General features: G+C 52.2%; 22 protein-coding genes, 1 tRNA gene and 1 riboswitch. Of the genes, 20 read left to right on the plus strand and 3 right to left on the minus strand.

Going from position 1 to position 21,718, the window contains the following annotated elements; all coding sequences use genetic code 11:
* Nucleotides 1-8 precede the first annotated feature (8 nt).
* The 3 genes from ACZ5N7_RS14785 (at nucleotide 9) to ACZ5N7_RS14795 (ending at nucleotide 4,404) form a co-directional block, all read left to right on the plus strand.
* On the plus strand, nucleotides 9-2,936 hold the full coding sequence (locus ACZ5N7_RS14785; RefSeq protein ID WP_464655205.1) for an ABC transporter permease: 2,928 nt from the start codon (nucleotides 9-11) through the stop codon (nucleotides 2,934-2,936).
* A 2-nt stretch (nucleotides 2,937-2,938) separates the two neighbouring features.
* Nucleotides 2,939-3,835: an ABC transporter ATP-binding protein gene (locus ACZ5N7_RS14790; RefSeq protein WP_464655206.1), complete on the plus strand. Its 897-nt coding sequence runs from the start codon at nucleotides 2,939-2,941 to the stop codon at nucleotides 3,833-3,835.
* A 161-nt stretch (nucleotides 3,836-3,996) separates the two neighbouring features.
* On the plus strand, nucleotides 3,997-4,404 hold the full coding sequence (locus tag ACZ5N7_RS14795) for a protein kinase family protein (protein ID WP_464655208.1): 408 nt from the start codon (nucleotides 3,997-3,999) through the stop codon (nucleotides 4,402-4,404).
* 4 nt (nucleotides 4,405-4,408) lie between these two features.
* Here the strand turns inward: ACZ5N7_RS14795 and ACZ5N7_RS14800 are convergent.
* Nucleotides 4,409-4,485 (minus strand) — tRNA-Arg (locus ACZ5N7_RS14800).
* A 126-nt stretch (nucleotides 4,486-4,611) separates the two neighbouring features.
* Nucleotides 4,612-5,070 carry a tRNA adenosine(34) deaminase TadA gene (gene tadA / locus ACZ5N7_RS14805; protein WP_464655209.1) on the minus strand — a complete coding sequence of 153 codons (459 nt, stop codon included), beginning with the start codon at nucleotides 5,068-5,070 and terminating at the stop codon, nucleotides 4,612-4,614.
* A 334-nt stretch (nucleotides 5,071-5,404) separates the two neighbouring features.
* Between tadA and ACZ5N7_RS14810 the strand changes: the two genes are divergently transcribed.
* On the plus strand, nucleotides 5,405-6,121 hold the full coding sequence (locus tag ACZ5N7_RS14810; RefSeq protein ID WP_464655210.1) for a PilZ domain-containing protein: 717 nt from the start codon (nucleotides 5,405-5,407) through the stop codon (nucleotides 6,119-6,121).
* 99 nt (nucleotides 6,122-6,220) lie between these two features.
* On the opposite strand, the gene ACZ5N7_RS14815 is transcribed toward ACZ5N7_RS14810, so the two are convergent.
* Nucleotides 6,221-8,209, minus strand: a complete 1,989-nt coding sequence (locus ACZ5N7_RS14815; protein ID WP_464655211.1) for a methyl-accepting chemotaxis protein — start codon at nucleotides 8,207-8,209, stop codon at nucleotides 6,221-6,223.
* A 254-nt stretch (nucleotides 8,210-8,463) separates the two neighbouring features.
* Between ACZ5N7_RS14815 and ychF the strand changes: the two genes are divergently transcribed.
* The 16 genes from ychF to atpE all read left to right on the plus strand — a co-directional run bounded on the left by ychF (nucleotide 8,464) and on the right by atpE (nucleotide 21,643).
* Entirely contained in the window at nucleotides 8,464-9,564 is a 1,101-nt protein-coding gene (gene ychF, locus ACZ5N7_RS14820) for a redox-regulated ATPase YchF (RefSeq protein ID WP_464655213.1), read from the plus strand.
* Nucleotides 9,565-9,791: 227 nt separating this feature from the next.
* Nucleotides 9,792-10,862 carry a peptide chain release factor 1 gene (prfA, locus tag ACZ5N7_RS14825; RefSeq protein WP_464655215.1) on the plus strand — a complete coding sequence of 357 codons (1,071 nt, stop codon included), beginning with the start codon at nucleotides 9,792-9,794 and terminating at the stop codon, nucleotides 10,860-10,862.
* Nucleotide 10,863: 1 nt separating this feature from the next.
* The gene (gene prmC, locus ACZ5N7_RS14830; RefSeq protein ID WP_464655217.1) at nucleotides 10,864-11,751 is read left to right on the plus strand and encodes a peptide chain release factor N(5)-glutamine methyltransferase; all 888 of its coding nucleotides are present in this window, start codon (nucleotides 10,864-10,866) and stop codon (nucleotides 11,749-11,751) included.
* Between the two features lie 72 nt (nucleotides 11,752-11,823).
* Nucleotides 11,824-12,594, plus strand: a complete 771-nt coding sequence (gene spoIIR / locus ACZ5N7_RS14835) for a stage II sporulation protein R (RefSeq protein WP_464655218.1) — start codon at nucleotides 11,824-11,826, stop codon at nucleotides 12,592-12,594.
* Between the two features lie 32 nt (nucleotides 12,595-12,626).
* Complete coding sequence (locus ACZ5N7_RS14840) at nucleotides 12,627-13,715, plus strand: L-threonylcarbamoyladenylate synthase (protein ID WP_464655220.1); 1,089 nt, start codon at nucleotides 12,627-12,629, stop codon at nucleotides 13,713-13,715.
* A gap of 122 nt (nucleotides 13,716-13,837) precedes the next feature.
* Entirely contained in the window at nucleotides 13,838-14,401 is a 564-nt protein-coding gene (locus ACZ5N7_RS14845) for a manganese efflux pump MntP (RefSeq protein WP_464655221.1), read from the plus strand.
* A gap of 73 nt (nucleotides 14,402-14,474) precedes the next feature.
* A complete protein-coding gene (locus ACZ5N7_RS14850; protein ID WP_464655223.1) occupies nucleotides 14,475-15,053 on the plus strand; it encodes a low molecular weight protein arginine phosphatase in 579 nt (192 codons plus the stop codon).
* A 50-nt stretch (nucleotides 15,054-15,103) separates the two neighbouring features.
* A riboswitch (ZMP/ZTP riboswitch) is annotated at nucleotides 15,104-15,183 on the plus strand.
* 151 nt (nucleotides 15,184-15,334) lie between these two features.
* On the plus strand, nucleotides 15,335-15,793 hold the full coding sequence (gene rpiB / locus ACZ5N7_RS14855) for a ribose 5-phosphate isomerase B (RefSeq protein ID WP_464655225.1): 459 nt from the start codon (nucleotides 15,335-15,337) through the stop codon (nucleotides 15,791-15,793).
* A gap of 33 nt (nucleotides 15,794-15,826) precedes the next feature.
* Nucleotides 15,827-16,432: a TIGR01440 family protein gene (locus tag ACZ5N7_RS14860; RefSeq protein ID WP_464655226.1), complete on the plus strand. Its 606-nt coding sequence runs from the start codon at nucleotides 15,827-15,829 to the stop codon at nucleotides 16,430-16,432.
* Nucleotides 16,433-16,503: 71 nt separating this feature from the next.
* Complete coding sequence (gene glyA / locus ACZ5N7_RS14865; protein ID WP_464655228.1) at nucleotides 16,504-17,751, plus strand: serine hydroxymethyltransferase; 1,248 nt, start codon at nucleotides 16,504-16,506, stop codon at nucleotides 17,749-17,751.
* 156 nt (nucleotides 17,752-17,907) lie between these two features.
* On the plus strand, nucleotides 17,908-18,537 hold the full coding sequence (upp, locus tag ACZ5N7_RS14870; protein WP_464659297.1) for a uracil phosphoribosyltransferase: 630 nt from the start codon (nucleotides 17,908-17,910) through the stop codon (nucleotides 18,535-18,537).
* Between the two features lie 51 nt (nucleotides 18,538-18,588).
* On the plus strand, nucleotides 18,589-19,731 hold the full coding sequence (wecB, locus tag ACZ5N7_RS14875) for a non-hydrolyzing UDP-N-acetylglucosamine 2-epimerase (RefSeq protein ID WP_464655229.1): 1,143 nt from the start codon (nucleotides 18,589-18,591) through the stop codon (nucleotides 19,729-19,731).
* Between the two features lie 193 nt (nucleotides 19,732-19,924).
* Nucleotides 19,925-20,155, plus strand: coding sequence for an AtpZ/AtpI family protein (locus ACZ5N7_RS14880; protein ID WP_464655231.1), 231 nt, complete (start codon nucleotides 19,925-19,927; stop codon nucleotides 20,153-20,155).
* Nucleotides 20,148-20,528 carry an ATP synthase subunit I gene (locus ACZ5N7_RS14885; RefSeq protein WP_464655233.1) on the plus strand — a complete coding sequence of 127 codons (381 nt, stop codon included), beginning with the start codon at nucleotides 20,148-20,150 and terminating at the stop codon, nucleotides 20,526-20,528. The genes ACZ5N7_RS14880 and ACZ5N7_RS14885 overlap by 8 nt, the downstream gene beginning before the upstream one ends.
* 40 nt (nucleotides 20,529-20,568) lie before the next feature.
* Nucleotides 20,569-21,348: a F0F1 ATP synthase subunit A gene (gene atpB, locus ACZ5N7_RS14890; protein WP_464655235.1), complete on the plus strand. Its 780-nt coding sequence runs from the start codon at nucleotides 20,569-20,571 to the stop codon at nucleotides 21,346-21,348.
* A 76-nt stretch (nucleotides 21,349-21,424) separates the two neighbouring features.
* Complete coding sequence (atpE, locus tag ACZ5N7_RS14895; RefSeq protein ID WP_464655236.1) at nucleotides 21,425-21,643, plus strand: F0F1 ATP synthase subunit C; 219 nt, start codon at nucleotides 21,425-21,427, stop codon at nucleotides 21,641-21,643.
* Nucleotides 21,644-21,718: the final 75 nt, after the last annotated feature.

Below are 21,718 nucleotides of genomic sequence, written 5' to 3' on the forward strand. Positions count from 1 at the left end.
GGTTCCTTATGGCTTTATTCATTATGATCATTCGCAAGATGACCAAAAATAAATGGCTGGAGCTCAGCTTGCTGGCCGGCCTTATTATCTCTGTCGCCTTGTTCAGCTCGATGCCCATTTATACCAACGCCGTGCTACAGCGGATGCTGATCAAAGATTTGCAAAATATCCAGAGTGACACCGGGCATTACCCGGGAAGTCTGCGCGCCATAGTTACGGGGTCGCCTTCGGCTTCAGGAGGGAATGGGTGGAAACAAGCAGACAGCTTCCTGTCCGCGCAAGGGGATAAGTTTTCACTGCCCGTACAGCTGTATGCGCGGGAGCGGGGAACGATCGTGGTCAATCTGGACCCTGTCGACCCTTCCCAAGTCGATTCTACATCGGACAGGACGGTTGAGTTTATGGCGGAGGACGGTCTGCAGGAGCATGTGCGCGTAGTTGACGGAAAACTGCCCTCCAAAGAAATTGTAAACGGATTCTATGAAGCGGTGGTATCCTCTCAGGTGCTGAGCAGGAAAAAGCTCGTCGTAGGGAACGAATTTACTGTCCGCAGCGAAGAGCTGAAAGAACCGGTCAAGGTTAAAGTGGTGGGCGTAGTAGAGGCCAAAGCAGGCAACAGCGAACTGTATCAGAGCAATTGGACTACTTCCGACTCCTCTTTGATGCTGGACTTCGATTTATTCGAACGCGACTTTACGGAAGGCGGCAAGCTGAAGGTTAATTTCAGCAAATGGACCTATGCTGTCGATTACCATAAAATGTCACTGGATAAAGCGAACAGATTCGCCCAAGTCTATCAAAATATCGACGGTTATCTCTCCGGCAAGTTTGAAAATTATTTTGTAAAAGCTCCGGCTATGGAAAAGATGGAAACTTACTTCCAGCAGGAGAGGAAGCTGCGGGTCATTCTTTGGTCTCTGAATACGCCCGTCATGATCATGCTGGCCTTCTACTTGTTCATGGTATCCAATCTGATCACCGAACGGCAAAAGACGGAAATCGCCGTGATCCGAAGCAGAGGGGGAAGCCGCTGGCAGATTCTGCTGGGCTATGTGGTGGAAGGGCTGCTGCTGGGTGCTATCGCTTTTGTGGTGGGCCCTTATCTCGGTATGTTTTTGACCAGAATGCTGGGTGCCTCGAACGGATTTCTTGAGTTTGTGCAGCGCTCCGCCCTGGATATCCGGGTCGGCAGGGAAGCTTTTCAATATGCCCTCATCGCGGTGGCAGGTTCGGTGTTTATGACTTTGATCCCCGCTTACCTGGCCACGCGGGTTTCCATTGTGGGACATAAGCAGCAGTTAGCCCGCCAAGAGAAGGCTTCTTTCTGGCACAAATATTTTATTGATGTGATTCTGCTCGCTGTTGCGATTTACGGCATGCAGAGCTTCAGGCGCAGGATGAGCGACCTTCAATCTCTGGGCCTCACTTCGCAGGATTTGAAAATCGATCCTTTGTTATTTATCGTTCCCGCCCTGTTTGTGCTCGGCGCCGGCCTGGTTCTGCTGAGGCTGTATCCTTGGCTCATCCGGTTGGTGTATTGGCTGGGAAGGCATTGGTGGCCTCCCTCGCTGTATTCTACCCTCATCCAGGTTGGGAGGTCGACAGGCCAGTACCATTTTATCATGGTATTCCTCATCTTAACCTTGGCTACGGGCTTATTCAGCGCCAGCGCGGCCAGAACGATGAACCGCAACATGGAGGATACGATCCGTTATATGGGCGGTGCGGATATTAAGCTTCAGGTCAAATGGGATAACGATGCTCCGTCTTCCCCTGCAGGCGGAGAGGCAGCTGGCGACAGCGGCGACGGCGGTGCCAGCAATGCACCCGCAGCATCGGCGGCAGGTCCAAACGCCCTCCCTGCGCCACCTAAGAAGGTCCAGTTCACCGAGCCGCCCTTTGAGCCGTTTGCCAAGCTGCCGGAGGTGGAAGCCGCCGCCAAAGTGTATAACAAGAGCGGCATTGAGCTGCAGGCAGGCAAAAAAAGCTCGACTGTGCAGCTGATGGGCATTGAAACGGATGCGTTCGGGCGGGTAGCCTGGATGCAGGACCGCCTGCTGGATCATCATTTTTACTCCTATTTGAACCTGATTGCCTCGGAGCCTTCCGCGGTGCTTGTTTCCAGATCATTGGCCGATGCCAACGACCTTAAGCCGGGTTCTGCAATTACTTTAACGGGGACCGGCGGGAAGCCGGCGCAGTTTATCGTTTACGGCGTGATCGATTATTGGCCTTCATGGAATCCGAATCCGGTGTTGGAAGGAAATTCGAACGGAAGCGCCAATACGGACAAAAAGACCAAAACCAACATTCCGAATCTCGTTGTCGGCCAGCTGCCGTACATACAGAACAACATGATATTGGAGCCTTATGATATATGGCTGAAATTGAAGCCCGACGCTTCGTCCCAAAAGCTGTATAATGCCATTTCGGAAGGAAATCTGCCGATTACAAGCCTGGTGGATGCACGCCAGCAATTGATCAAATCGAAGAACGACCCTTTTCGGCTGGCTATGAACGGGGTAATGACACTAGGCTTCCTCATTTCCATAATTATCAGCTTTCTTGGTTTCCTGATCTATTGGATTATCTCACTGTCCGGTAAAATGCTTCAGTTCGGAATTTTGAGAGCGATGGGGATATCCTTTTACCAACTGATAGGGATGCTGGTTGTCGAACAGTTGCTGACTTCCGGAGCGGGTATGCTGATTGGCATCATCACGGGCAATGTGACGAGCCGGTTGTATGTGCCGCTGTTCCAGCTATCCTTTGCCTCTTCCAGCCAAGTGCCGCCATTCCGGGTAACCTTCGATCCCCTGGATTATATAAGGCTGTATTTTATCGTGACGGTGCTTCTGCTTCTTGGGCTGTTCATCCTGGGTTATATGCTGTCCCGCATTAAAATCCATCAAGCCGTCAAACTCGGGGAGGACTAGACATGATCGTATGCGAAAATCTGGTCAAAATCTACAAAGTAGCCGATCTTGAAGTCGTAGGTCTCCAAGGGCTGGACCTTCAGGTGGACGATGGGGAACTGATGGCGATCATCGGCAACAGCGGAAGCGGCAAGTCTACACTGCTGAATATGCTGGGCGGATTGGATCGGCCTTCGGCAGGCAAGCTCGAGATCGACGGCAAAGATATGCTGAAGGCAACGGAAAAAGACATTGTGCTCTTCAAAAGGGAAACGGTCGGATTCGTGTGGCAGAATAACGCCCGAAATTTGATTCCTTATCTGACCGCGCTCGAGAACGTCGAACTGCCGATTCTTTTAAAAGGGCGCCGGAAGCGGGAAAGAGCGATGGAGCTGCTGGATGCGGTAGGTCTGAAGCACCGGATGCGCAACCGGTTAAATCAGCTGTCAGGCGGAGAGCAACAGCGGGTGGCGATTGCGATTGCCTTGGCCAATCACCCCAAGCTGCTGCTTGCCGATGAGCCTACCGGTTCGGTCGATACCAAGATGGCGAGTCAAATTTTGGACCTGTTCAGGGAGTTTAACCGCACTTTCGGTCTCACTGTAGTCATCGTCACTCACGATCCTCTGCTCGCCAAGAAGGTGGATCGGGTTGTAGCGATAAGGGACGGCAAAACTTCGTCGGAGATCATCCGCCGCAAATCGTATGCGGAAGAACTGGCTGAGCTTGAAGCTGGACTGGTGCAGGAGGAGCAGGCTGAGGAGTCCCATGTGGAATATGCGGTGATGGATAAGGCGGGCAGGTTGCAAATACCGGATCATTATCTGGCTTCGACCGGGCTGAAAAGTGCCAATAAAGTGAGAGTGACGCTGGAAGACGGACGGATTGTGCTGCTTCCGCCGGAGGATAAAGAATCATAAAGGTATTATACGGCATCGGGCGGGATGGTATCCTTGTTATCGGCCGCCGCCCGCTGTAGCCACTTGGGCACGTCCGACATATACTATTGGATAAACTTAAGGGCACAATCTTTTAAAACCTTTTGGTTCAAATTTCCTTATGAGGGGTGAGCCATGATTAAATGAGAAAATCGATTAGAAAATTGATTAAAGGAAAGAAACCAATCGGCGCCGGCGCCAGGCGAATTGCATATGATCTGGAGAATGGCTATGTATTAAAGGTAGGGAGATCAGACAGGGCAATTAAATACAATCAGCGGGAAGTGAGAATGTATAAATTATGTCCTTCTCCAGTGAGAAAACACCTTGCCAACATAATAAAGCATAGAAAACGCTGGTTAATTATGAAAAAGTATGATCGGCCCTTTCCCGTAACAGAAGAATATGCCCAAAAATTGCGAATATTGATATCCGAATTTGAGAAAAAGGGAATCATCCCATCAGATATTAAGCGGGAAAACTTACGTTTAGGACATAAGGGAAGGATTATGGTAATTGACTATGGGAATTTCAAATTTCGGGGAAAATAGAAATTGGCGCGCCCGATACGATTCGAACGTACGACCTGCAGTTTAGGAAACTGTCGCTCTATCCTGCTGAGCTACGGGCGCGCGTGAGACTTATTATATCACGTTTCTTCAGAGGAAGAAAAGTCCCTTTGCCTACCAATTTTATCAAGGCGTGTTAGCAGTTTGCTGAGGGAGGTTTCAAGCTGAAATTCGCAGTGGCGATCAAGGTTAGCCCTTCCTGCGAAGGGAACGGAAGAAGTCAGTCAAAAGCGCAGCACATTCCTCCCTCAGAACGCCCCCCACTACTTCGGTCCTATGGTTAAACCTTTCCTCCTGAAGCAGGTTCATCAGAGTTCCCGCACAGCCGGCCTTGGGGTCGCGTGTTCCGTAAACGACTTGAGGAATGCGCGATTGTACGACGGCCCCGGCACACATGGGACACGGCTCCAAAGTCACATATAAAGTGCATTCAAGCAGCCGCCAGGCGTCCAGTGCCTTACTGGCTTCCCGGATAGCGATCATCTCGGCATGAGCTGTAGGATCAAATGTCGTTTCCCTAAGGTTATGGCCGCGGCCTACAATCGCCCCGTTTTTAACGATAACCGCTCCGATCGGCGCTTCCCTCAGCAGCTCGGCTTTCTTTGCTTCCTCTATCGCTTCTTGCATCCAACGCGTATGGTCTTCCATGTAGGAGCTCCTTAGGTCAGGTAAAGTTGTTCGCTGTGGATAAATAAGACGAACATTTATTCGTTGTTAACATGTTGTGGATAACTTTGTGGATAACTTTTTTTGTGTGGATAACCTGCTATCCGCCCTTAATTGTAGGGGAAAGTAAAGAAGGAAGCAAGCCGTGGAGGACAAGCTGTACGAGCGCGATCAATCGAATACATTGCTTGCGGGTGGCGGGTGAAGTATACTGAAAATAATGCTGTTTCCAGCTTGTTAACTATTAATTCGAACCCATAGGACAATGTACATAGACGACTTGGAAAAATTAAAAAATGAAAGGCGGGATGGAGCCATGTCCGTTTCCAAACTGGCTTCACAAGTTGAATATTCTTCGGTTAAAGATAAATCGTCGATTCAGAGTTTGCTTCAATGCAGGACGATGGTGGAAAGCAAGGATTTTGTATCCACAGGAACGCTGACCTATATTGAAGGAGATATCCTTGAGATCGAAATTTCCGAAGGTGAAGCTTACCGGCTTGGTGATCCCGTCAAAATGACCGTCTATTCCCCCGCCGGCATCTATGTGTTCCAATCCACCATTGTGGCTAGGGATAGCGGCTCCCTTATTATTCTTAATACGCCGCAAAATTGGAAGCATTTTAATGAGAAGCGCGTGTCGCCAAGGGTGAACGTCAGAGATAAAGGAAAGCTGCGCTCCATCCTTGACCAGGAACAGATCAATGATGTTCTTAAAGAACAGGCCGTTCCCCTTGTTGTGGATAATATTTCGATAACCGGCGTCGGCTTTACGATGATCGACGATCTTGACATTAAGCCAAATCACAAGCTGCAGGTAGAGCTGGATTTAGGGTTTGAACTGAAGTGCATAGTGGAAGTGGCGCGGGTCGAGAAAGTGGAATTGGGGACCTACTATGGTGCCCAATTCATAGGGATCACCGAAGAAAAGCTGAATTCGCTGAGAGCCTATGTGTTGAAAAAGCAAGTGGAGTCCTATTTCGGAACCAAGAAAGAATTGGCGAAACAGAAGCAGAATAGAGTATTTAAATAGACCGGATAGAAAAAGGCCCTGAGTCCATATTGTTTATTGACGTGTGCCTTGTCAATGAACAGCATGGAGATCGGGGTCTTTCGCATTCGCTTGTCCAACTCACAGTTTGAATTTATCTACTAGCAACTGCAGCTCTTCCGCCTGGTGCGTGAGGGCTGATGAAGAGGATGAAATTTGTTCCATAGACGCCAGTTGTTCCTGTGTGGCCGCAGACACATTCTGGGAACCCGATGCGGTTGCTTGCGCGACACTGGCGATCTCTTCAATGGATTGTACGACTTGAACTGTGCCGACCGAAATTTGCTCAGCGGCCGCTGAAACCTCCTGCACCTGGCTGCTGACCTCATTGACAAAGCGCTCGATCTCGGAAAATAATCCGCCTGCCGTATGCACGACTTTTATTCCAACGGTTACTTCGTCCGTTGCCGACTGCATGGACTGCTGGGCTTTATCAATCTCATCGCGGATTGCATTGACAAGTTCTGTGATTTGTCCCGCGGAATTGGAGGATTGTTCGGCAAGCTTCTTTACTTCACCTGCTACCACGGCAAATCCGCGTCCATGTTCACCCGCTCTGGCTGCTTCGATGGAAGCGTTAAGCGAGAGCAGATTCGTTTGTTGGGAGATTTGGGTGATAACTTCAATAATTTGGCCAATCTCCCGGGAGGTAACGGCCAACTGGTTCACAACCTGAGCAAGTCCGCTGACAGAGCCGCTGATAGAATTCATTTGTCCTTTTACAGTCTGGATCGCCCGGCCGCCTTCCGATGATTTTTCAGAAGTCTTAATGGTTGCGTCAGCCACGGACTGGGAGTTAGCAACGATCTGCTGTATTCTTGCGGATACGTCATTGATGGTGCGTGCACTTTCCTGTACGCTGTCAACCTGCTGATTTGCCCCAACAGCCATCTGCTCAATGGAAGCCGCAATATGTTCGGTAGCCTTGGATGTATGATCTGCGCTCACAGAGAGTTCTTCGGCTGACGCAGCCAATTGATTCGAGGACTCACTCACTGCAGTCAACACGGTCCGTAGCGAATCGATCATATTGTTAAAGCTTGCTGCGACCTCGCCGAATTCGTCTTTCGAATTCACGTCCACCCGATTGCCCAGATCACCCAAGCTTATTTTTCGGGACGTTTCGGTTAAATGACGCAGCGGGGATATAATGGAACGAATAATAAAAAACACGATAATGGTGCCCAGGGCTAAAGCAACCGCAATGACGAGTACAGTTTTATTGAAAATAGGGGCGGCTTCCTGGCTTACTTCATTCGAATACCAAGTCCCCGCTAATTTCCAGCCGGTTAAACGATTCGTTGTAAAAGCCATTTTCTTTGGGTTTCCATCCAGGACGTAATTGAATATACCTGAATTGGAGCGGTACATGTTCTCATACTGGGGGCCTTTAGCATCAGAGCCTGTTTGTTTAGTTGGATGGCTCAAATATTTACTCTTTGCATCCAACAGATAAAGATATCCATCATTTCCTATTTTAACTCCTTTTACAACATCACCCAGTGCTTTTAAGCTGAGATTTATCGCCATCACGCCATGCCCGTCGTTCACAACCTTAGCAATGGTCACTACCACGTTATTTGACGCTTTCGATATGTACGGGTCGGTAATAATCACTTTATCTTTGTTGTCCATTGCTTGTTTATACCATGGTCTTACTCTCGGGTCATAATCCGGGGGATTGGTTACACTGCTGGGCGCGTTCATATATACCCCTTGGTCTGTTCCAACAAAAGTAAGCTCCAGCTCCGGATGATTCTGCTGATAGGCATCCAGCTTTTGCCTAACCCGCGGATCCTCGGCGCCTTGTCTGGAACCTATCGAACCTAGAGAAACTTCTTGGGATAAGAGATTCACTTCCTTCATTTTCGCATCTAACATTTGATTGATCGTTTCATCCATCAAAGACACACTTTGGGAAGCGGTACGCTTCATTTGGTCGTCCACTTTATTTTTAGCGGTGGAATAAGCGATCCAACCGATTGCGAAGCTTGGAATCATTAAAATGAGAGCAAACGATAAGATTAATTTACTTTTCACTGAGCGGAATAAATTGAAATGCAATTTCATTAGTTTATCGTCCTCCTCTGATGCTACACTGGCAAAAAGCGGGCATGAAAAATCGACAAATTTAGTCAAATAAAACCAGCTTTGGATAGTATATAGGTAAATAGTCATCATTACAACAAAATTCTTACTCAAAATATGCTCCCATCGGAATGGTCTTGAATTTCTGCAGCAGAGTTAAAAAACTAGGCTTTTTCTATGATTTTATATATAATGTTAGGGATATACCCTATTTGAAACTAAGGAGTTGTTTATATATGCCACTTTCCTGTGGTATTGTCGGCCTGCCGAACGTGGGCAAATCGACTTTATTTAACGCAATTACGCAGGCGGGCGCCGAAATGGCGAACTATCCGTTCTGTACAATAGATCCTAACGTCGGTGTGGTGGAGGTTCCTGATGAACGCCTCCAGAAGCTGGCCGAAATCGTAACTCCGAACCGTATCGTGCCTACCGCTTTTGAGTTCGTGGACATTGCTGGTCTCGTCAAAGGGGCGAGCAAGGGCGAAGGCCTCGGCAACAAGTTTCTGGCGCACATCCGTGAAGTGGACGCGATCGTACAGGTGGTGCGCTGCTTTGAGGACGAGAATATTACCCACGTAGCGGGTAAAGTCGATCCCTTGAGCGATATCGAAACGATCAATCTGGAGCTTATTCTCGCCGACATCGAGACGGTGGAGAAGAGAATCGAGCGTTCACGCAAAAACCTCAAGGGCGGGGACAAGAAGGTTGCGGTGGAAGTGGAGACGCTGGAACGGGTGAAGGACGCTCTGTACAACGACAAGCCGGCGCGAAACGTAGAGCTGTCGGATGAAGAGAAGCTGCTCATTCGGGATCTGCATTTACTGACTATGAAGCCTGTGCTTTACGTGACGAACGTGAGCGAAGAGGAAGCGGCGAACGCGGACGGCAACCCTCACGTACAGAAGGTGCGCGAATTTGCAGCCGGTGAAGGAGCCGATACGGTCCATGTGAGCGCGAAGGTGGAATCCGAGATTGCCGAGCTGGAAGGCGAAGACAAGGAAATGTTCCTGGAGGAGCTGGGCCTGGAAGAGTCCGGTCTGAACCGGCTGATCCGCGCGGCGTATCATCTGCTTGGTTTGTACACCTACTTTACGGCAGGGGTGCAGGAAGTCCGCGCGTGGACCATCCGCCAGGGCATGAAGGCGCCGCAGGCGGCAGGTGTGATCCATTCCGACTTTGAGAAAGGATTCATCCGCGCGGAAGTTGTAGGATACGAGGATCTCGTGAGCTGCGGATCGATGGCTGCGGCCCGGGATAAAGGACTTCTTCGACTGGAAGGCAAAGACTATGTAGTAAAAGACGGCGACGTTATGCATTTCCGCTTTAATGTATAAGGAGCGGGCCGCCTTTTTATGGAAAACAGGCATGCGCTGCATTGACAACAAGGCGGATTTTACAATAAAATAAAGTTAGACTATGTTGGCCGCATGGCCTATAAGCAGAGACGAGAAACCGATGGGACCCATCCGGAGCCTTCCGGATTTTCCTGCGTTCTCTTTAAAAATAAAGGCAGATTTAGATATAAACCTATAGATTGTCAGTACTTCAGGAGGTGGAAGTGATGTTAGACCGACTTCAGGCGCTGGCTGACCGCTATGAGAAATTGAGCGAGCTGCTGTGCGACCCGGATGTTGCCAATGATACGAAAAAGCTGAGGGACTATTCCAAAGAACAATCCGATCTACAGGAGTCCTACGAAGCTTACGTTCAATATAAGCAGGTCATGGAAGGGCTCGAAGCGGCCAAAACGATGCAGAACGAGAAGCTGGACGACGAAATGCGCGAGCTGGTGAAAATGGAAATCGAGGAGCTCAGCGCACAAAAGGAGCAATTGGAAGAGAAAATCAAAATTTTGATGCTTCCGAAGGATCCGAACGACGATAAGAATGTGATCGTGGAAATCCGCGGCGCCGCGGGCGGCGATGAAGCGGCCTTGTTCGCTGCGGACCTGTACCGGATGTACACCCGTTATGCCGATTCCCAGGGATGGAGAACGGAAGTTCTGGACGCCAACCTGAACGATCTGGGCGGATACAAGGAAATCATTTTTATGATTTCCGGGAAAGGCGCGTACAGCAAGCTGAAATTCGAAAGCGGCGCGCATCGGGTACAGCGTATTCCGACAACCGAATCCGGCGGACGGATCCATACGTCCACTTCTACCGTGGCTGTGATGCCTGAGGCGGAGGAAGTGGAAATCGAGATCAGGGAAAGCGACATCCGCGTAGATACGTTCTGTTCCAGCGGTGCCGGCGGACAATCCGTCAACACGACGAAATCGGCGGTTCGCGTGACCCATGTGCCGACGGGGATCGTAGCTACCTGCCAGGACGGCAAATCGCAGAATGACAACAAAGCGAAGGCGCTGCAGGTGCTCAGGGCGCGGATTTCCGACAAGCTGCTGCAGGAAGAGCAGGCCAAATACGCAGACGAGCGTAAAAGCAAGGTAGGCACCGGAGACCGAAGCGAACGCATACGGACTTACAATTTCCCGCAAAGCCGGATCACCGATCACCGGATCGGACTGACGCTGCATCGTTTGGATGCGGTACTGAACGGGGATATGGAAGAGATTGTTTCCACTCTGACCATTGCTTCGCAGGCGGAATTGATGGAAAAAGGTGAGCAATAATATGCGGGGGCGCCCGTTATCGATAAGGGAAGCCTTTATGGAGGCTTCTTCTTTTTTAGCCGAGCAGGGGATACAGAACAGCAGGGAGAATGCGGACATGCTGCTGCAGCATGTGCTCGGCTGGGATAAATCGCGGCTCCTCCTGCACTGGGAGGAGCCGTTCCCGGCCGGCAGCAGGGAGGCGTGGCAGGATGCTCTGATGCGCAAGGCGGCAGGGGAACCTGCGCAATATATTATCGGGGAGCAGGAGTTCTACGGCCTGCGCTTCAAAGTGAACCCGGCCGTGCTGATCCCTCGGCCGGAGACCGAGCTGCTGGTCGAGCGCATCGTGCAGCTCGGCCGCGAGCGGTTCAGGGCCTCCTCCGGAGGCGAGGCCCCGACGGTGGCTGACGTAGGCGCCGGAAGCGGCGCCATTGCCGTCAGCCTGGCCGCCTCATGCCCGCACTGGCGGGTCATGAGCTCGGACATTTCGCCGGCCGCGCTGGCAGTGGCGGCGGAGAACGCGAACCTGAACGGAGTCCAGGTTCAGTTTCTGGAGGGCGATCTGCTGTCGCCCTATATCGCCCTGGGGCGGGGCTTCGACATCCTGGTGTCGAACCCGCCCTATATTCCGGCTTCGGATTTGCCGACGCTGCAGACGGAGGTGCGGATGTATGAGCCGCACAGCGCTTTGGTCGGCGGCGCCGACGGGCTCGACCTGTACCGCCGGATGGCGGCGCAGATGAGGGAGCTGCCGCGGCTGCCGGAGATCGTGGGCTTCGAGGTCGGCATCCATCAGGCCGAGGCGGTTTCTACTCTGCTCAGGGAACTGGAAGCCTATGAATCTATCGAAATCATCCGGGATTTCGCCGGAATAGAACGCCATGTGATAGGCTGCGCGAAAAAATAATAGATTGCCGGGTTTAGCCTCTCTCTCTTCTGACCATACTGGTAATACAGAAGACGAGAGGGGCTTTTATCTATGGTAAAGCGGACTAATATCTCTTATAAAAGTTTCTATTATACCATTTTCGCTATCATCGTTATGATCGGCTGCTGGGAATCGAACCGCACTTCCGCAGCTGTCGTGAATGCAGAGATTCCCCAGCAGGCGATCCGGCTGCGGATTCTGGCTAATTCCGATTCCACACCCGACCAACTGGTGAAAAAGCAGGTGCGCGACGCTATTATCGATAATATGGACAAATGGGTGGAAGATGCCAAAACAGTAGAGGACGCCCGGGTCATCACCAGAAGCCACCTGCCGGAGCTGCGGCAAATCGTTGGCAAAGTGCTTGTTAAGCAAGGTTTTCATTATTCTTACCAGGTGGAATTGGGTCTTGTTCCGTTCCCCGATAAAGTATACGGCACCAAAGTTTATCCTGCGGGAGATTATGAAGCGGTCCGCGTCACTTTGGGTGAAGGCTTGGGGCAAAATTGGTGGTGCGTGCTGTTCCCTCCGCTCTGCTTCGTGGAGATCGCTTCCTCTGAAGCGGCCGAGAAAAAGGGTTCCGTCAGCAACAACGGTGCTGAGCCTTCGGCCAACAAGGGCTCCGTGAGCAAGAATGGTGCAGAGCCTGCAGCCAACAAGGGCGCAAACGCCAATCAAGGGAAAAGTGCAGCCTCTTCTTCCTCTTCCGGAAGCCGAGACTCGCGGGAATTGTCCCAAACGACGGCGTCGGCGGCGGGCGGGCAAGAGGGGGTGGAAGTGCGCTTCTTCCTGTGGGACATGCTGAAAAAAATGTTCGCCTAATGTATAATGGCTTCAAATACGAACTTAGAGGAATGAACGAGATGACCGCAGAATGGAAGGTAGATCCGGTTCACCCGGATTCCGCAAGTATAGAATCGGCCGCAAAGCTGCTCCGCGAAGGGCAGCTTGTCGCTTTTCCGACGGAAACGGTTTACGGCTTAGGCGCCGATGCAACCTCCACGGAAGCCGTGCGGCGTATTTTCGACGCAAAAGGCCGTCCGTCGGACAACCCGCTCATCGTCCATATCGCGGATCGTGCGCAGCTTGAGGGGCTGATCGCCCCTCATTCCGAGGCGGCCGCGGCACAGCGTCTCATGGACGCGTTCTGGCCCGGCCCGCTGACGCTGGTGATGCCGGTCCGCGAAGGCGCCGTCTCCCCGCTGGTGACGGCGGGCCTCGACACCGTGGGCGTCCGGATGCCTGACCATCCGGCCGCCCTGGCGCTCATCGCCGCGGTGGGCCGCCCGGTCGCGGCGCCGAGCGCGAACCGCTCGGGCCGGCCCAGCCCGACGCGGGCCGAGCACGTCCGCCACGACCTCGGCGGACGCATCGAGGGCCTGCTCGACGCCGGACCGGCCGGCGTCGGACTAGAGTCCACGGTCATCGCTCTCCGCGATAACCTGATTCACATCCTGCGTCCCGGCGGCGTAACCGCGGACGAGCTCCGCCTGGCGGCGCCGGAAGCCGCGGTAATAGAGCCAGCGCACGGCGGGGCCGCAGAGCCCGGCACCGCCGGCGAAGACGAGGCCCCCCGCGCGCCGGGCATGAAGTACACCCATTACGCTCCGCAAGGGCAGCTTACTATCGTACAAGGCGCTTCAGCGGACCAGGTGAACGAGTGGATCCGCGAAGCGCTGCTACTCGCCCGGGGCCGCGGCGAGCGAACGGGTGTGCTTACCGTTGAAGAATACAAGCAGCTCTTCGACGCCGATCTGGTCGTGGCCTGCGGCTCCCTTCACCGGCCTGCCACCATCGCCGCCGGATTGTACGACGCACTGAGGGCTTTTGACGAAGCAGAAATCAGTTATATCCTCACATCCGCGATGGCGCGGGAGGGCATAGGCGCCGCCATCATGAACCGGCTGACGAAAGCCGCCGGAAACCAGGTCATCTCGATCTAGGCATGTTCTCCCGGTTGTCCGGTTTCGGGCAGCGGCCCATCGATCGGTTGCTTGGGTCGTCTCCGTCTAAGCATGTTCTCCCGGTTGTCCGCATATCTTGGAATGAGATAAGGACAGGGGGAATGGGAATGGCATCGCCTGCGGCAGCCGGCCAGCTTATTACCGTAATATGCTTGGCCCTGGCATTGGGAATGGACGCTTTTTCCCTTGGAATCGGCATCGGTTTGAAGGGGATCCGTCTGCTGGATATACTGAAGATCAGCTTGGTTATTGCGGTGTTCCATATATTGATGCCCCTGACCGGCATGGTGATGGGCCATTATTTCAGCTCGCTGTTCGGCCATGTGGCGACGTTCATCGGCGGGGGTCTGCTCGTCCTGCTGGGTTCCCACATGGTCTACAGCTCCCTGCGGGGAGAGCAAGCGCAGTCATTCGACCATACCACGCTGTGGGGCCTCCTGTTATTCGCTTTAAGCGTAAGCATCGACTCCTTTTCTGTAGGCGTTTCGCTCGGATTGTTCGCGACCGATGTGGTGCTGACTGTGCTGCTGTTCGGGACGTTCGGCGGGGTCATGTCCATTCTCGGACTGCTGTTGGGACGCCGGGTTTCACGTTTGGCGGGCGAGTATGGCGAAGCTTTGGGCGGTGTAATTTTGTTCGCTTTCGGGCTTTCTTTTTTGCTTTGAGCTTGATTTTCCTTGCCTTCCGGGGTGTATAATAAAGTAAAAGCAACCTTCAGAAAGGCTGGTGTTACTCAACGTGAAGCATATTCTTTTTGTATGTACGGGAAATACATGCCGAAGCCCATTAGCTGAAGGGATGCTGAGGCAGATCGCGGAACGGGAGGGGCTGGAGCTGACGGTGCAATCCGCGGGCGTATCCGCTTATGACGGCGGTCCGATCTCGGTCAACAGCTTTACCATTTTGAAGGAAAAAGGTTTCGACGGCACCATCACCTCCAGCGCCCTGGCGGAGGCGGCCGTGCGGGAAGCTGACCTGATTCTGACAATGACCCAAACGCATAAACGCAGTGTCATACAGATGTTCCCGGACGCGGCGGACAAAACGTTCACGCTGAAGGAGTATGTGGAGGACGATCCCCGGGTGTTTTCCCGGTTCGAGGAGCTGGGCCGTCTATATGCCGAGCTTCAGATGCAGCAGGCGCTGGGACAACCCGTTGCCGAACAGTTGCGCAGGAGAATCTCCGAATTGGAAAGCCTGTCGCCGAATTACGACATAAGCGACCCTTTCGGGGGACCTTTGCATCTGTATAAGGCAACGGCAGCGGAGATCGAGGAATCCCTTTACAAGCTCGTTCGGAAATTAAAAAGTTGCTGATTCAGGTCTTTACACGAGGTTTGGAATCGGATAGAATAAGAACAACGAAGTGAGCTCGATGTAACTGGCGACTAGTGGTTGAACCACAATGGAGCATCGGGATATACGGCCGGTCGCCTGGGCAAAAGAGCATCGCCTGCATTATGCAGCCGCGATTGGCTCTTTTTTTGTTATTTGGTTCATGCTTCGGGAGCTTCATTTTGCGGGCATTTGGTTTGTGTTTGCTCTACAGGTTATAATAGAGATCAAACGAATCAACGGACTCTAAGGGGGAAGCTTTTATGAAAATTGCTGTTGGCGCGGATCACGCCGGTGTTCGTCTTAAGGATGAGCTGATCGCTTTTATCGAATCTTTGGGACATACGGTGTCCGATCTGGGCTGCCATTGCACGGATTCAGTCGATTATCCGGACTATGCCCAGCCGGTGTGCGAGCAGGTGGTCTCCGGGGAAGCGGACAAAGGCATTCTTATCTGCGGAACGGGCATCGGCATGACGATTGCCGCGAACAAAATTCCCGGAATCCGCTGCGCGCTGGTCCACGACACGTTCTCGGCCAAAGCGACAAGGGAGCACAATGACTCTAACGTGCTGGCGATGGGCGAAAGGGTAATCGGGCCCGGGCTTGCCCAGGAAATCATCCGGATTTGGCTGGAGACCGGGTTCTCGCAAGGTGAACGGCACAAAAACCGCATCGGTAAAATTCAGGCGCTGGAAGACAAGTTTTCCATTCATCCGTAACCGAAAACCCATTCGCATTGGAGGTGCAGGAAGATGAACTACCCGTCAGCTGCTGTTGGAATTGATTTTGAAGCCATCGGCCCTCAGGTGGAGCAGGTGCTGAGGGAACTCTGCGAAGCGGGTTCCGTTGAACCCGGCCAGATTGTTGTGATCGGAACAAGCACAAGCGAAGTGGCAGGCCATAGGATCGGCACTGCGGGTACGGAGCGTGCGGCGAAGCAAATTTATTCGGCTGCACGGAGAGTCAGCCTGGAGCTCCGGTTTTATCTGGCCTTCCAATGCTGCGAGCATTTGAACCGCGCCCTGGTGGTCGAGCGCGAACTGCTTCGCGCCTATCCTGTCCTCGAGCCGGTCTCCGTCATTCCCGTGCCTAAAGCGGGAGGCTCCATGGCGGCATACGCTTATAAGCATATGGAGAAGCCTGTTGTGGTGGAAATGATCCAGGCCCATGCCGGGCTGGATATCGGCGATACTTTGATTGGGATGCACCTCAGGCGGGTGGCCGTCCCCGTCCGCCCGTCCATTAGAACCATTGGAGAAGCGCATATTACGATGGCCTATACGAGGCCCAAGCTGATTGGCGGCGAGCGGGCCGTGTATCGGCCGGAGCAGGCGGGCTCGTCAGACAGCTGTTTATAAATTCCGCTACATTCATATCAAGATGACCCTTTATAATGATGACTCTTTATAAAACTGGAGGAAGATAAACTATGGAACATTTACGCAACGCAGATCCGAAAATTGTGGAAGCGATGAATCTGGAGGTCGGACGCCAGCGGGACAAAATCGAACTGATCGCCTCCGAGAACTTCGTCAGCCAAGCGGTGCTGGAAGCAATGGGTACGGTACTGACCAATAAATACGCGGAAGGCTATCCGGGCAAAAGATACTACGGCGGCTGTGAATACGTCGACATCGTCGAGGATATCGCCCGCGACCGCGCGAAAGAGCTGTTTGGCGCAGAGCATGCGAACGTCCAGCCCCATTCCGGAGCCCAGGCCAATATGGCGGTTTATCTGGCCGCTTTGAAGCCCGGGGACACGGTGCTGGGAATGAACCTCTCGCACGGCGGGCACCTGACGCACGGAAGCCCGGTGAACGCTTCCGGAATTCTCTATAACTTCGTGGAATACGGAGTCAGCGACAAAGACTTCCGAATCGATTACAGCGAACTGCGCAAAGCCGCTTTCAAGCATAAGCCGCGTATGATCGTCGCCGGCGCCAGCGCTTATCCGCGCACGATCGATTTTGAAGCTCTTGGCTCCATCGCGAATGACGTAGGTGCTTTGCTGATGGTCGACATGGCGCATATCGCTGGTCTGGTTGCGGCGGGCCTGCATCCGAGTCCGGTGCCTTACGCACATTTCGTCACCACTACAACCCACAAGACTCTGCGCGGACCGCGCGGAGGCATGATTCTTTGCCGCAAGGCTTGGGCGCAGGCAATCGATAAAGCTGTGTTCCCGGGTACACAGGGCGGCCCGCTGATGCACATCATTGCGGCCAAAGCGGTAGCCCTGGGAGAAGCGTTAAAGCCCGAGTTCAAAACCTACTCGCAGAAAGTGGTTGCCAACGCGAAGGTGTTGTCCGAGTCATTGATGGCGGAAGGGCTCAACATCGTATCCGGAGGCACGGACAACCATTTGATGCTGATCGACCTTCGCAATATTAACATCTCCGGCAAAGATGCCGAGCACCTGCTTGATGAAGTGGGCGTTACCGTCAACAAGAACGCGATTCCTTTCGACCCTACCAGCCCGTTTGTAACAAGCGGAATCCGGATCGGAACTCCGGCGGCGACTTCCCGCGGCATGGACGAGAATGCGATGAAGACGATTGCCAAGATCATCGCCACTACCCTGAAGAATCCGGCTGATGCCGCGGTTCACGAACAAGTGCGCGGCATGGTGCGCGATTTGACCGCTCAGTACCCGCTCTACCCGGGCCTCAGCTACTAAGAATTGACGGAATCCTCTCTGCTTAAGGAGAGGATTTTTCTTTGTTTACGGCCTCCGGCATGTTCCGACCATTTTTGGTAAGGATAATATGGACAGGTTGTGATATAATGGATAAGGTTTGGATTCGATCCGCCGAGTTAAATCAGGAGGAAAATGATGAGTAAAGTTTTCATATGCGACCATCCGTTGATACAGCACAAGCTCACTTTTATAAGAGATGAGAATACGAAAACCAAGGAATTCCGCGAATTGGTGGACGAAGTGGCTACATTAATGGCTTACGAAATTACCAGAGATATCCCGCTCGAAACAGTACAGGTAAAGACTCCCGTAGCAACGGCCGATTGCCGGGTTGTTTCCGGCAGAATGCTGGGGCTCATTCCGATTCTGCGCGCCGGCCTCGGCATGGTGGACGGAGTTTTGAAGCTGATCCCCGGAGCGAAGGTTGGCCATGTCGGCCTGTACCGCGATCCGGAAACGCTGCAGCCGGTAGAGTATTACACCAAGCTTCCGACAGACGTCCAGGAAAGGCTGTTGATTGTAATCGACCCTATGCTGGCGACAGGCGGATCGGCTAATGCGGCTATAGAAGTTTTGAAAAACAGAGGCTGCGTACAGATCAAGCTAATGTGTCTTATAGCTTCGCCCGAAGGCGTCGGAGCCGTGCAGCAGGCGCATCCGGATGTAGACATCTATGTTGCCGCGATTGACGATAAGCTGAACGACCACGGCTATATCGTCCCGGGACTGGGCGACGCGGGAGACCGCTTGTTCGGCACAAAATAGGAAATACGCAATCCATACATATAAATTTGGTTGTCTCAAGGGGGAAGAGCAATGGAACGATTAAAAGTGATTACGATTTTCGGAACCAGGCCGGAAGCGATCAAGATGGCTCCGCTCATTCTGGAACTCGCCAAGCATCAGGAGCAGATTGAGTCTCTCGTGTGTGTCACCGCGCAGCACCGTCAAATGCTTGATCAGGTGCTTGACACTTTCCGGATTCAACCGGACTTCGACTTGAACGTCATGAAGGAAGGCCAGACGCTTAACGAGGTTACTATCCGCGTGCTGCAAGGATTGGAGCCTGTGTTTCGGGAAACGAAACCCGATTTGATCCTTGTCCACGGAGATACGCTGACCACATTCCTGGCCAGCTACGCCGCCTTCATCCAGCAGATTAAAGTCGGACACGTGGAAGCTGGCTTGCGCACATGGAACAAGCTGGCTCCGTTCCCCGAAGAGATGAACCGCCAGCTGACCGGGGTATTGGCGGATCTTCACTTTGCTCCGACGACCTGGTCTGCAGGAAACCTGCGTAAAGAAAATAAACCGGAATCATTGATTTATACTACCGGCAATACCGTCACCGACGTATTCCAATACACAGTGAAGAAAGAATTCTCGCATCCTGTGCTGCAATGGGCCGAGAACAAGCGGTTGATCCTGATGACCGCACACCGCCGCGAAGCCCAAGGCGAGCCTCACCGCGCCATCTTTAGAGCGGTCAAGAGGATCGCCGACGAATTCGAAGATGTGGCGATCGTATATCCGGTCCATCCGAGTCCGGCAGTGAAAGAACCGGCGCATCAAATGCTGGGCAATCACCCGAGAATCAAGCTGATCGAGCCGTTGGACGTTATTGAGCTGCATAATTTTTACCCTCACGCTTATATGATCCTGACCGATTCCGGAGGCATCCAGGAAGAAGCTCCCTCCTTCGGGGTGCCGGTCCTCGTGCTTCGGGAAACGACCGAGCGTCCGGAAGGCATCGAAGCGGGCACGCTGGAGCTCGTCGGAACAGACGAAGCCAAGGTGTATGATAGGGCCAAAGCTTTGCTGACGGATCCTACCACATACCAGAATATGAGCCAGGCAGCGAATCCTTACGGAGACGGCAAAGCCTCCCAAAGGATTGTGCAAGCGATTCTCCATCACTTTGGACGCCTGGAAAACCGCCCGGATTCTTTTCAACCTTGACAATCTAGTGACAAACATCACAGCGTACAGTTGAGCTGTTTGGTTTTGAACCGTTAAAGCCCTTCTGTATCAAGGGTTTTGGCGTTTTCTGATAGGAAAGGGCATCGGTTTCAATAATTGACAACAGGGCCATAGTTCAATAAAATAAATGAGGGTCATCAGGTTTACTTATATAGTGAACAAGGAGATTCTAATGAACAAACGAAACTCGCAGGACAGCCCCTGGCGGGCCGCCGCAATGGTAACCGCTATTGGCATGGACTTGGTGGTATGCATGCTGGGCGGATACTGGCTGGGAAGCCGAGCCGGCCGCTTGCTGGGCGGACCGATTTGGACCGTGGCGGGAATTATGGTAGGCTTTTTCGTGGGGGTTGCAGGTGTAATTCTCATACTTCGCAAGTTTACAGGAGGCTCGGATGGATGATTTCTCCAGTCATCTGAAAACGATTCAAAGGATGACCTTCCTGCTGTTGTCGGCATGTTTTGCAGGTTGGGCGCTGCTTCCCGCCTATAGACCCTATTTTGCCGGCATTATTTTGGGCGCCTCCGCAAGTCTTGTGAACGCCCGGTATCTTGCCTGGAAAATACAGCAGCTCACTAAAGCGGTAATGGAGAAATCCGGCCGCAAGATCAACTTGGGATTTATGACGAGAGCCGCCATTTCATTATTAGCCGTAGTCATCTCCCTTAGGTTCAGGGATGAGATTGCATTCTCAACCACGCTTGCCGGTTTATTTTTCACTCAATTGGCAACACTCCTACTGGGAATCTTTTCAAATCTCAAGTCTCGCCATTAGGTTTTTACAAATTCTATGGAAAGGGGTGAAATTTGACTGCATGCATGAACTGCCGATAATTAATCTGATGGGCATCGATGTTGATATTTCAGCTATACTTATGATTACGATTACATGTTTGATTGTGTTCATTATCGCTAGGGCCGGAACCTCCAGACTATCCGTTGACAAGCCGGGCAAAATGCAAAATTTTGTGGAATGGATCGTTGAATTCGTTCAGAGCTTGATCTCGAGCACCATGGATATGAAGACGGGAAGGCCGTTCTTAATGCTGGGCATTACACTCATTATGTTTATTTTTGTGGGCAATATGCTGGGCTTGCCATTCGGCATCGTAACGGAGCATACGCAACCGTTCTCGCTGTTCGGACATGAGATCGTCACCGAGCAGATGATTCATGATGCCGAGGCTAAAGGAAAAGAAGGTGTGGGCATCTCCTGGTGGAAGTCGCCGACAGCCGACATGGCGGTAACTATGGCTCTTGCTTTGATGGTTATCTTTATGTCCCACTTCCTGGGGTTGACCAGAAACACAAAGCATTACCTGAAACACTATTTTGAACCGCATTGGCTCATGTTCCCGCTTAACATCATCGAACAGATTTCCAAGCTGTTAACTCTCGGTTTGCGTCTATTCGGTAACATTTTCGCGGGTGAAGTGCTGATCGGGGTTATTCTGATGGCCGGATTCTGGGGAATCATTCCTTTGATCGTATGGCAGGGCTTCAGTATTTTCGTCGGTACGATCCAAGCATTCGTATTTAGCATCTTGACTATGGTTTACCTTGGTCAAATGCTGGAGCATAAAGAAGGGCATTAAATCCAGCTCGCCTGTGAAGGCAATGAGATGGGATTAAATAAAAAACAAATAAAACCTTTTAGGGAGGATTTTTTTCATGACATTTCTAGCAGCAGCAATTGCAATCGGTCTGGGCGCACTGGGCGCAGGTATCGGTAACGGTCTGATCGTAGGACGTACAGTAGAAGGAATCGCTCGTCAGCCTGAACTTCGCTCCACTCTTCAAACAACGATGTTTATCGGGGTCGGTCTGGTAGAGGCACTTCCTGTTATCTCCCTGGTATTCGCTTTGCTTTTCACCTTCGTACTTCGTTAATAAGATGTAACCTGGCGGGGAAGCCTAAGCCTCCACGCCTTCATTTTGTGTAAACCTCTCAGAAGGGAGTGACCT

The sequence above is a fragment of the Paenibacillus sp. JCM 18996 genome (assembly GCF_055392555.1).